Annotated in this window: 7 protein-coding genes; 3 read left to right on the top strand and 4 right to left on the bottom strand. The window is 64.4% G+C overall.

The window, feature by feature from the left end:
• Window positions 1–136: 136 nt before the first annotated feature.
• The 3 genes from VBE63_RS20715 to VBE63_RS20705 all read right to left on the bottom strand — a co-directional run bounded on the left by VBE63_RS20715 (window position 137) and on the right by VBE63_RS20705 (window position 5424).
• On the bottom strand, window positions 137–1153 hold the full coding sequence (locus VBE63_RS20715) for a sodium:calcium antiporter (protein WP_323684920.1): 1017 nt from the start codon (window positions 1151–1153) through the stop codon (window positions 137–139).
• A gap of 30 nt (window positions 1154–1183) precedes the next feature.
• Entirely contained in the window at window positions 1184–4624 is a 3441-nt protein-coding gene (locus tag VBE63_RS20710; protein WP_323684919.1) for an efflux RND transporter permease subunit, read from the bottom strand.
• A gap of 194 nt (window positions 4625–4818) precedes the next feature.
• Complete coding sequence (locus tag VBE63_RS20705; protein WP_323684918.1) at window positions 4819–5424, bottom strand: superoxide dismutase; 606 nt, start codon at window positions 5422–5424, stop codon at window positions 4819–4821.
• 605 nt (window positions 5425–6029) lie between these two features.
• Here VBE63_RS20705 and VBE63_RS20700 point away from each other — a divergent pair.
• From VBE63_RS20700 to VBE63_RS20690, 3 genes are all read left to right on the top strand, one after another.
• Entirely contained in the window at window positions 6030–6767 is a 738-nt protein-coding gene (locus VBE63_RS20700) for a lipid-binding SYLF domain-containing protein (protein ID WP_323684917.1), read from the top strand.
• Between the two features lie 108 nt (window positions 6768–6875).
• A complete protein-coding gene (locus VBE63_RS20695; RefSeq protein WP_323684916.1) occupies window positions 6876–8114 on the top strand; it encodes an APC family permease in 1239 nt (412 codons plus the stop codon).
• A gap of 116 nt (window positions 8115–8230) precedes the next feature.
• Entirely contained in the window at window positions 8231–8716 is a 486-nt protein-coding gene (locus tag VBE63_RS20690) for a hypothetical protein (protein ID WP_323684915.1), read from the top strand.
• 126 nt (window positions 8717–8842) lie between these two features.
• Here VBE63_RS20690 and VBE63_RS20685 read toward each other — a convergent pair whose 3' ends face one another.
• Entirely contained in the window at window positions 8843–10939 is a 2097-nt protein-coding gene (locus VBE63_RS20685; protein WP_323684914.1) for a c-type cytochrome, read from the bottom strand.
• Between the last annotated feature and the right edge of the window lie 205 nt (window positions 10940–11144).

Here is an 11144-nt window from a genome sequence, read left to right as displayed (position 1 = left end):
CTAATCGACGACCCCACTGTTGATCATCTGCGCCGGCGGCGGACAAGAGACCGTTGAGCCAAGGTCCGAGTCACAAGCTGGACGCGGTTTCCGTCGTGACCCTATAGCCCGTCGTCGAGAGTCGCGTCGTCGTGGGTCAATGTAAGGCCGAGGTGATGCCCAGGGTCTCGAGCCCGATCCAAAGCACGAAGCCGAGATAAAGCGCGATCAGCAGCCGGCACTCGGAACGGCTCAGGACCATGCCGGTGCGCAGCATCGCGAAGAGCACGATGGTCGCCAGGGTTAGCGCCGCCATCATCGGTGCGGCGGCGGCATAGTCGACGGTCGCGCTCCCGGCGATCAGGATGCCGAGCGGTACAGCGATCAAAAGATCGAAGATGTTGCTGCCGAGCACGTTAGCGAGGCTGACAGTGCCCTCGCCCTTGCGCGCGGCACGCAGGCTGACGAAGAGGTCGGGGATGCTGGTCGCGGCTGCAAGCACCGTCAGTCCCCAGAGGAAGCTCGGCGTTCTGAACAGCTCGCCAAGGCCAATCACGGCCCAGAGCATCGCTTCGACACCCGCCAGGATCACCACCAGACTGAGCGCCAGGCGCAGCCATTCGCGCCGCGGGCGGACTGTACTGTCGGCGGTGCCCGGCGGCTCATCGCGCTGGTGATCGGCCGTATCCTGCTGTTGCAGGAACAGATACAGACCATAGAGCGCCACCGGGATCAGCGCGAGCGGCCGGGTCAGCTCGCCGGTCAATGCCGCGCCCTCCACCGGCCGATAGATCACCGCCAGCGAGAAGGTGAGCAACAGCACCGCCACCGAGGTGATATAGAACTGGGCATCCTTGTAGACCAGCATCCAGTGTGGCTCAAGTCGACCGCCGACCTGTCCGGAAATCCCCGGAATGACGAGGATGTTGAAGATCGCCGAGCCGACGATGACGCCGATGCCGAGCTCGAACTCGCCGTGCACCAGCGTTGAGAGCACGGTGCTCGCAACCTCGGGGAAGCTCGAGCCGAGGGCGGCGATGATCCCGCCCTGGACCACGGGTGGCAGCCGATAATGACTGGCGAGCCGGACCGAGCTGGTTTCGAGCCAGCCACTGGCGCGCCAGACGACTGCGGTCGCCACCGCAACGACGAGCACATACTGGAAGACCTGCATGACGGCAGCGCGGACCTCGTCGAGCTCAGATCAGCTCGGCCGAGATCTCGAGCTGGTTGTCAAATTGGCGATGGACGACCAGTGCGTTTCTGTGGCGTTGGCCGCGGACCTCTGCTTGGCTCCATCGAATGCCCAACCGGTGGCGATACAGCCCAACGGCACCACGATCAACGTCAGCGGTACCGCAACGATCGGCCCGAACAGCAACGAGATCGCCATCCCTTGGAAGATCGGATCGAACAGGATCGCGACGGCGCCGGCCATCATGGTCAGGTCCGTGACCCAGACCGGCCGTAACCGAGTGCGGCCAGCCTCGACCACGGCATCGCGCACCGACAGGCCACGGTTTACGGCATCCTGAGCGAAGTCCACCAACAGGATTGAGTTACGCACCTCGATGCCGGCCAGCGCGATGAAGCCGATCATCGAGGTCGCGGTGAACTCGGCGCCGAGCAGCCAGTGGCCCGGCAAGATACCGATCAGCGTCAACGGGATCGGTGCCATGATTACCGCCGGATGGATGAAGTTGCGGAACTCGGCCACCAGCAGCAGGTAGATCAGCGCCAAGGCGGCGCCGAAGGCGATGCCGAGATCGCGGAAGGTCTTGTAGGTGACGGTCCATTCGCCGGACCATTCGAAGGCTGTCGTGCCCGCTTTCGGTGGGCCGGTCAGGGTGCCGCTTGGCGCCTTGGTGCCGTCTGGCGCGACATAGTCCTTCATGTCTTGCTCGATCTGCAGCATGCCGTAGATCGGCGCGCCGAGGCGGCCCTCCATGCCGGCGGTGACGTACTCCACCGGCCGCAAGTCCTTGTGATAGATCAGCGGGTCGGCCGGCACCTCGATGAAACGCCCGAGCTCGGCCAGCGGCACCATGCGCTGATCGCCGGTGCGGGCCGGGATCGGCAGCTCGCCGAGACGGTGCAGCTGGCTGCGGGTGGCCAGCGGCAGCTGGAGCTTGATCTTCACCGGCTCCAGCGAACGCTCCTGGGCGATGTCGCCGAGGCTGTAGCCACCCATGGCCATCGACAGGTTGCGGGTGATGCTGTCGACATCGACGCCGTTGCGGCTGGCCTTCTCGGTGTCCACTTGGAAATGCCAGCGGCTGTGCGGCGCCTGCATCAGATTATCGACATCGACCACCCCGTCGGCGGCCGCGAACAGCTTGGTCAGATCCTCGGCGAAGCCGCGCCGCGCCGCGGGCGTCGGACCATGGACCTCGGCCACCAGGGTCTGGAGCACCGGCGGCCCTGGCGGCATCTCGACCACGCTGATGTGGGCGTCGTGCTCCTTCACTAGCGGTGTGAGCTGCTCGCGCACGGCCTGGGCGATGGCGTGGCTACTGCGCTCGCGCTCATCCTTATCCAGCAGCCGTACCTGGATGTCGGCCAGCCAGGGCTCCTGGCGCAGGTAGTAGTGCCGGACCAGACCGTTGAAGTCGAACGGGGCGGCGGTGCCGACATAGGCTTGCAGCGAGCGCACCTCGGGGATGCCGCGCAGCTGCTGTGCGAGCTGGTGGGCGACGTTGGCGGTGGTCGGCAGCGAGCTGCCCTCGGGCAGATCGATCACGACATCGATCTCCCGCTTGTTGTCGTAGGGGAGCATCTTCACCGTGACCGCCTTCAGCGGCAGCAGGGCGACGGCGGCGAAGAAGGCGACGATGATGCCGATCAGAAACAGCCAGCGGGCCGGCCGTCGCTCGATTAAAGGCTCGATCAGCGGCCGGTAGCCGCGATCGATCCAGCCTTGCAGGCGCCGCTCGCGCCGGGCCGAGCGTTCCAAGGCCGCCAGCTTCGGGCGCAGCCGATAGGCGAGCCAGGGCGTGAAGACGAAGGCCGCGAACAGCGAGAACAGCATCGCCGCCGAGCCCAGGATCGGGATCGGGCGCATGTAGGGACCCATCATGCCGGTGACGAAGCCCATCGGCAGCAGCGCTGCGAGCACGGTGAGGGTCGCAATGATGGTCGGGTTGCCGACCTCGCCGACGGCGTCGATGGCGACGTCCTTGGCGGTCGCGCCCTCGGCGAGCCAACGCCGGAAGATGTTCTCGACCACCACGGTGGCGTCATCGACCAGGATGCCGATCGAGAAGATCAGCGCGAACAGGCTGACCCGGTTGATCGTGAAGCCGAGCGCCCCGGCCGCCCAGACCGTCATCAGGATCACCACCGGGATCACCGCCAGCACGATCAGCGCCGGGCGCAGACCGATGGCGATCAACGACAAGATCGCCACGGCCGCGGTGGCACCGACCAGGGATAGCAGCAGCTCGTTGACCTTGCGGTTCGCGGTCTCGCCATAGTTGCGAGTCACCGCCACCTGAACCTGCTCCGGGATCATCGAAGCCTTGAGCTGCTTGAGCCGCTGCAACAGGTCATTGGTCACGGTCACGCCATTGGCGCCGGACTGCTTGGCGATGGCAATGGTGACCGCACCGGCGCCGTTGGCCGAGTCATCCGCCGGATAGCTCGGGCCGGTGTAGAAGAACACCGCGTTACCCGCGTACTCGGGTCCGACGCCGACCCTGGCCACGTCGTTAACGTAGATGGACTGTCCGCCCTCGGTATCGATGACCAGGCGCTCGATATCCCCGGCGCCCTCGAGCGCCTGGCCGGCCGACACCGAGCGGTGGGTCTCGCCTTGCTCTACGCTGCCGGTGGCGCGTCCGCCATTGGCGCCGCGGATGGTCTCGGCGAGCTGATCCAGACTCAGCCCGTGCCCGCGCAGCTGCTCCGGTTGCGGCTCGATGCTGATCTCGCGCTTGCGCCCGCCGACGACGAAGCCGTTGCCGGTGTTCTTGACCTGCTTGAGCTCCTGCAACAGCTGCAGGCCGAGCAGCCGCAGGCGGGCATCGTCGATCTCATCGGACCAGAGGGTGAGGGTCAACACCGGCACGTCATCGATCGTCTTCGGCTGCACCAGCCACTCGGTCAGGTCCGGCGGCACCTGATCCAGGTTCGACTCAATGGTGTCGTGCACCGCGACCACGGCGGGCTCGATCGCTGTGCCAACCTCGAAGCGCACCGTCACCAGCCCCTCCTCGCGGCGGCTGACCGAGTAGACGTGCTCGACATCGTTCAGCTCGCTCATTAGCCGCTCCAGCGGCTCGACGGCCAGGCGCGCGACCTGCCCGGACGAGGCGCCTGGATAGCGCAGCTTGATGTCGACCATTGGCACCGAGATATCCGGGTCCTCCTGCCGCGGGGTGCTCAGCAGGCCGAGGATGCCGATCCCCAACATGGCCAGCAGCAGCAAGGGCGTCAGTGGCGAGTCGATGAAGAAGGCCGCGATCTTGCCTGCGATGCCGCGGCCCGTGCCGGTCTTATCCGAATGCCCGTCCGAGCGCCTATCCGAGTCCTTTGCGAGAGGCTCATTTAGATGCTCGTTATCGAGACCATCGTTCTGTGCCGCAGTGTTTGGGGCGTCGTCGGACGAGGCGTTGGGACGAGTATCAACAGGGTCTTGATTGGACATCGGCAAACGAAGTGCTCGGCGGCGAACTCGGTGGCGAACAAGGAACGGGGGAGACGGACAGGCCGGCTCCTGGATGCGCTAAGCAAGTTGAGTACCAGTCGCATGGCTCCTGGTCGCTCTGATTGGGCCATCGGCCGCCGGTGCAGGCGGCCAAGCCCTCTTGGCCGCCAGCGGCTCATCACAGGTTGTTGAGGCTACACATTGAAGGCCTCCTTGCGGATCAGGTTCTGACCGGCAAAGTCCCAGTTCACCAGTTTCCAGAAGGAATCCACGTACTCCTTCTTGCGGTTGCGGTAGTCCACGTAGTAGGCGTGCTCCCACATGTCGCAGGTCAGGATCGGTAGCATGCCGTCGCGCAGGGGGTTCCCCGCGTTGCTGCGGCTCTCGATCACGAGCTTGCCGCTTGGGTCGAGCGCGAGCCAGACCCAGCCGGAGCCGAACAGGGTCGTCAGCGCCTCGGAGAACTGCTCGCGCAGCGCATCGGGCGAGCCGAAGTCGCGCTCGATCTGCGTCGCCAGCTCACCTTCAGGATCGCCGCCACCGTCTGGGCTCAGGCAATGCCAGTAGAAGGCGTGGTTCCAGGCTTGGGCGCCGTTGTTGAAGAGACCGCCGTCGGCTTTGGCGATGATGTCGGCAAGGCTTGCATCGGCGAAGGGGCTGTCCGCGATGAGCCCATTCAACTTGTCAACGTAGGTCGCGTGGTGCTTGCCGTGGTGCAGAGACAAGGTCTCGGCGGAGATGTGTGGCGCCAGTGCATCTTCAGGATAAGGCAGATCGGGCAGCTGATGCTTGGTTGGCATGGTGGGTCTCCTATGGCTGAGTGCATGTGGTCGTTGGCTGACGGCGGTCTCATTGCCGGGTGGCAAGTGCCGGTCGCGATCCCGCTTGGGGCCACTCGGCGTTGGTCATCGCCGCTCGTCATCGAGCTATCGGAGCAATGCGAGTGCCAGAGTCAACCAAGCGCGTGGTAGGGACAGCGGTGCGAGCGCCGGGCCGAGCGCTAGATATCCGCCGGGCCCCTGTCTTCCCGCTCGAGCAAAGGTCCTATGCCGCCAGCGCCGGTTCAAATGCTGCACGCTCGGGGCTTATGAGCCAGTCAGCAGGCGGCGCCTTGGGGCCACTACGCCCATCTGCGCAACGGGGTGGTCACGCCTCACAGCGCACTCAACATCCGTGAAGCGGTGGAGCGCATCTTTGAGACCACAGTTGACAACCTGGCCGCCTATGCCGAGGGCGCGACCGCGCAACATCGCCGCCTGAGGAGTCCACGCAGATGGCACGCTCACTGCATCAGGCTCAAGCGATGGGTCGGAGATCGCATGCCCCTTGGGCGAGTATCGCCAGCGGCGAGCACCCGCTCATCCTGCATCTTCACTTCACAGTCGATGACCACAGGAGGTCCCCTATGAGCTATCGCATCAGCCCAGTAACTGCCATGACCCTGTCACTGATCCTGACTGGGTCCTTGCTGACCGCCAACGGCTTTGCTGCCGAAGGCATGAAATCGGATGACTCGTCTGCCAGTGCCTCAGCGACCGGAGGATCAACCTCCGACGAGCTAATGGACGCCAAGGAGACGGTTCGAGAGGCCGCGAAGGTTGTTCAGAAGATCAAGTCAGACCCTCAGGCGAGCGACCTGCTCGAGCAGGCCAAGGCGATCTTCGTCGTCCCGGATTACGCACGGGCGGCGCTGGTCGTCGGTGGTGCCGGAGGTCAGGGCGTACTCGTCGCCAAGAAAGATGGCGACTGGTCAGCACCGGCCTTCTACAACATCGGCACCGTTCAGATTGGCGCCGCGGCGGGCGCTGAGGTTGGAGAGATTGCCTTCATGATCATGTCAGGTGATCTTCTGGAGAGCTTTGGCGAAATGCACAATTTCGCGCTCAACTCAGACACTGGCTACACCGTCGGCGAGGATTCGGAGCGCTCGCAAACCTCGATCGGCAAGGACACCGATATCGCCGTCTGGTCCGCGACTGAGGGCCTCTACGGCGATTTCGCGGCCAGCGTCTCGGACATCTTCTGGGACGAGGACGCGAACAACGCCTATTACGGTCGTCCGGTCACGGCGACTGAGATCATCAACGGCGAGGTCGAGGACCCGATGTCGCCAAGCCCGCTGCTCAGTGCGGAAACGCACTGACCCCCAGGCCAACGCATGCCCTTGGTGCCTAGCTGGCAGCAGGGTCTCCAATTGCCAGATGGGCACTTATGGGTCAGATCGTCATCACTGCGGGCCTGGAGGTTGAAGATGGCTGATTCATCACAACGGCTCCAACGCCGGGTCCGCTTTCCGTTTCTAGTCTTCTATGGCGTCGGCACCATGGTCGGCGGCGGCTTCTACGCGCTGTCCGGAGAGATCGCCGGGCGCGTCGGACTGCATGCGCCGCTCGCCTTCGCGCTGGCCGGCGGACTGGCGCTGCTGACCGCGCTGAGCTTTGCCGAGTTCTCCGGTCGGCTGCCGCACAGTGGTGGCTCGGCGCGCTATGTCGAGGAGGCCTTCGGCCGGCCTTGGCTTTCCGCGCTGGTCGGTTGGCTCGTCATCAGCACCGGCGTGGTCTCGGCGGCAACGCTCGCCGTCGCCACCACCGGCTTCTTGCGCGATCTGGCACCCCTGCCGAGCGCGCCAACGACGATCTTGCTGGTGCTGGCAATGGGGCTGATTGCGGCTTGGGGTATCGCCGAGGCGGTGGCGGCCGTGGTGCTGATCACCCTGCTGCAGATCGGCTCGCTGCTCTACATCCTGTTGAGCGAGGGGGAGGTGCTCGGCAGCCTGCCGGCGCAGGCGTCGGCGATCCTGGCACCGGCCGATCTCGGCGCGGTGGCTGGCATTGTCGGTGCCGCCTTCCTTGCCTTTTATGCCTTCATTGGCTTCGAGGATATGGTGACCGTCGCCGGGGAGGTCCAGGATGTGCGCCGTACCTTGCCGGCAGCCGTCATCATCAGCCTGCTGTTGACCACGGCGCTCTATATCAGCGTGTCGACAGTCGCGGTGCTTGCCGTGCCGTCTGCAGCGATGGCCGCTGCTGACACGCCACTCGCCCGGGTGGTTGCCGAGCAGGGGCAACTCGCGGTCACCGCGATCGTGCTCGTGAGCATGCTTGCCGGCGTCAACAGCGCCTTGGTGCAGTTGGTGATGGCCGCGCGCGTTGCCTACGGCATGGCCGAGCGCCGCGTCGCGCCGCAATGGCTGGCGCTGATCGATGCGCGCACCCACACCCCGCTGCGGGCGACCGCAATCGCCACCCTGTTGGTGTTGGTGCTCGCGCTGGCTTTCGCGCTCGCGCCCCTGGCCGAGGCGACCAGCGCGATCATCCTGGTCGTCTTCACGCTGGTGAACCTGGGTCTCGTCAGGATCAAGCGGCGTCAGCCGGACCCACCGGCCTCGGTCCCGCGGCTGCCCCTTTGGGTGCCAATCGCTGGCGCGCTCGTCTCGGCGAGCCTGCTGCTGTTTCAGATCGCGCGCTGGTTGACGACTGTTGGCGGCTAGGTGGGCTTGCTCATCGGGCTTCAGGTTTCGGCACAAGAGTTGCCTGAAGAGACGGCATCATAGGATTGGTCGCACCGCTGCTGGCCATCCATCCCCGTCAGTCTTGGAGAAGCATGATGACCACTCGAATCTATATCCGCGCCCGCGATCCGCAGAACGGCCGGCGTCTGGTTGAAGAACTGATCGCCGATGGGATTGATCCCGGTGTGTTTACGCTGATCGGAAAACAGATCCCGGACGGGGTGCCGGTCCACACTCGACGCTGGCGTGACGATTCGAGCGCCGCGCTGCGCGGAGCGCTCGTCGCCAGCGCCCTCATGTTGGCGATTTCGCTGTTGTTGCTGCAAGCGCTACCGCCATTTGCGCTGTTGACGCTGATCGCCATCGGCGCCGTGATTGGAGGCGGCTGGTGGCTGCGGAGGAACCACAGCGCCAATGTTCCGTTATCCGCCCAGCAAAAGGCCCTTGAAGACGGCGAGCTCTTGATCCTTGCCGATCTGCCGGAGGCCGAAGCCCCGGGCCTCGAGGAGCGAGTCAATCAGCGTCATCCCGAGCTCTTGGTGCTTGGGCCGGATGTCGGCGGATCACCGCCGTTTCCCTGATGCTGACATCCAACAGGCTCCCTGGATCTCCCCGGCCTCGAGTTCTTCCGCGAATGGCCAAGGGCATCAGCATCAGCATCAGCATCAGCATCATCTGCCGGGTGGGCTTATCCCCGCCGCCCAGCATCAGCGATCGACTTGCTGAAAAGCGGTAGGATCCGCGTCTTCGGATGAGGCGCTGCGGACCTGGTTCCGCAACTGCGCGACAAGCGACGCTGCGACCCGTGGATCGACCTCATCACCCCAGCGCGCGCGCAGATAACCAGCGACTGCGGAGATCTCGATATCGTCGAGACTGTGGAGATAGGAGGGCATCGAGACGTAGGGTGAGAGGGCTTGGGATGCCTCCCCCGGGGACCCCGTCAGGATGGACATGACAAGGTTATTGGCCTTGGCCTCGTTCAGGACCGGGTTATGCCGCAGGCTGGGGATGTAAGGCGGTTGCCCCTGGCCATGATTGCGGTGGCAAGCTGCGCAGTGACCCCAATAGATCGATTCCCCGAGCTTTGCCATGTCCGGCGCAAGGCGATGCTTTTGGTCCCTGTCCTCACCTCTGGCCTCTACAGGTGCTCGGTGCTTGAGGTAGATCGCCATCGCTTTCACATCCTCTCGCGTGAGGTGGGAAAGACTGCTATGAACGACCTCTGCCATGGGACCGAGTAGTGTGGACGCCGGGCCCCCTTCATCAGACTCCGCGTCGCTCTCTTTCGTCTCCGCCATGCCAGTCTGAAGCAGTTCGACGAGCTGCTCGACGCTGTAGTGATCGATCCCCTCGCCCAGGCCTGGTGTCAGGCTTGGCGCATACCAGCCTTCCCGGGTAGCGCCGGTGAGGGTGCGGCTATCATCCTCCGCCCCGAGCAGATTGCGGGGACTGTGGCAGGCGCCGCAATGGCCAAGCCCTTCGACCAGATAAGCTCCGCGGTTCCAGGTGTCAGGCTGACTCGGGTCCGGCTCAAAGCGCGCGGCATCGAAAAAGGCCTCCTGCCACGCGTAGAGCGTTTCCCGGATGCCGATTGGCCAGGGCAGCTCGTGTGCACCCGGCTCATTGCTTGATGGCTGGATGGTGTCGAGATAGGCCTTGATCGCAAGCACGTCCTCTTCGCTCGCCTTGGTATACGACGGATAGGGAAAGGCCGGATAGTAAGGTTGACCATCAGGCCGTTCGCCTCGATGCATGGCGTCGAGGAATTCTTCATCGCTGAAGCCCCCAATGCCTTGTGGCGACGGTGTAATGTTCGGGGAAACGAAGTACCCGCCATAGGGCGTCTCGATTCGACGGCCACCGGCATAGGGCTGCCCGTCTTTACGGGTATGGCAAGCCTTGCAGTCCCCGACGTGCGCCAGGTACCGGCCGCGCTCGACCAGCGTTTGCTTTCCGTCTGCCGCCTGCGCTTCTGCTTTGATGCGGCGAGCAATCGTCAAATGGGCTTCAACCACCGGGCGGGTGGCTTTGATATAGCTGTCCAAGTTGAGCGAGCCGGTCCGGCCGGCGAGATGCTCAAGGCGCGTCAACGCGCGCCGATGGGCCGCAATCTGCTCTTCGATGAATCTCGATGTGGTGGCTTGTACCGCAGTTGAGCCCGAATCTGTGCTGTCCTCCTGGCCAGAAGGCTGCTGGTCAGAGCCTTTGCGACTGTGGTGGTTGTGGTGGCCAGGATCCTCGCCGAAGCTGGCATTCGAGCCACCTGTCGGCGCCTTAATCTCGTCTTTCGCGGTAACCTCAGGCAGCTTGATCTCGTGCAGCTTTGACAGCAGCTCCAACTTATCGTAAGCGCTCCTGTGATCGGTTGCGACGCGTTCGGCAAAGTCGTTGATCGCTGCGGGCGATGTTCCTGTCGCGAGGATTTGCTCCGCATGGCGAACCTGCTCCCGATGGTAAGCCGCCGCGCGGTCGATGAGGTCGCGACCACGCTGACTGAGCTGGCCTGGCGGTCCCTTTAAAACCTGATAGTCATGGAACAGGGAGGTGCTGTCGTTGGCTTGAGCCTGATCGGCGGCTATAGGCGACCGGGCGGGGTTCGCGTTTGAGCCTGACGCTTGCCAGGGCTGGCTTGAAGCCTGACTGTTTGCTCGGTTGTCGCCTTGCGCCGCAGCTGCCTTTTGGCTCTCATCTGCGGACTCGCTTGTCGTCGTTTTCCCGTCAGGGCCTGCCGAGATGGCAGCGTAGATGGCCACGGCAATCGTTGCCGCGATGAGCGCGAGGGGTCTGTAGCTAGCGTTCATTGCATTTTCCTCCGGCCTGCTTTTGAAGGTTGGAAATGCCGTGGATAGGGGCTGCCCCGCTGAAGCTAGACCGCCTGGGCCAGCCAGCTTTGAGCGACCTCCAGCTCCAGGCTGCGGATGCGCTGGCCTGCCTCGAGGGTGACCGCACGATCGTGGGGGCGGGGGGGGGCATTTGCCGCCCCCACCGCCGCCCCGCCGCAAATAT

Origin of the sequence: Lamprobacter sp., assembly GCF_034860625.1 — a bacterium.
Taxonomy (GTDB): domain Bacteria; phylum Pseudomonadota; class Gammaproteobacteria; order Chromatiales; family Chromatiaceae; genus Lamprobacter.
This window is presented reverse-complemented; position numbering and strand designations above follow the sequence as displayed.

Bases quoted from the DNA above. Each gene is read 5' to 3' on its own strand.
- VBE63_RS20715 (WP_323684920.1), bottom strand. From the start codon at position 1,153: ATGCAGGTCTTCCAGTATGTGCTCGTCGTTGCGGTGGCGACCGCAGTC.
- VBE63_RS20710 (WP_323684919.1), bottom strand. From the start codon at position 4,624: ATGTCCAATCAAGACCCTGTTGATACTCGTCCCAACGCCTCGTCCGAC.
- VBE63_RS20705 (WP_323684918.1), bottom strand. From the start codon at position 5,424: ATGCCAACCAAGCATCAGCTGCCCGATCTGCCTTATCCTGAAGATGCA.
- VBE63_RS20700 (WP_323684917.1), top strand. From the start codon at position 6,030: ATGAGCTATCGCATCAGCCCAGTAACTGCCATGACCCTGTCACTGATC.
- VBE63_RS20695 (WP_323684916.1), top strand. From the start codon at position 6,876: ATGGCTGATTCATCACAACGGCTCCAACGCCGGGTCCGCTTTCCGTTT.
- VBE63_RS20690 (WP_323684915.1), top strand. From the start codon at position 8,231: ATGACCACTCGAATCTATATCCGCGCCCGCGATCCGCAGAACGGCCGG.
- VBE63_RS20685 (WP_323684914.1), bottom strand. From the start codon at position 10,939: ATGAACGCTAGCTACAGACCCCTCGCGCTCATCGCGGCAACGATTGCC.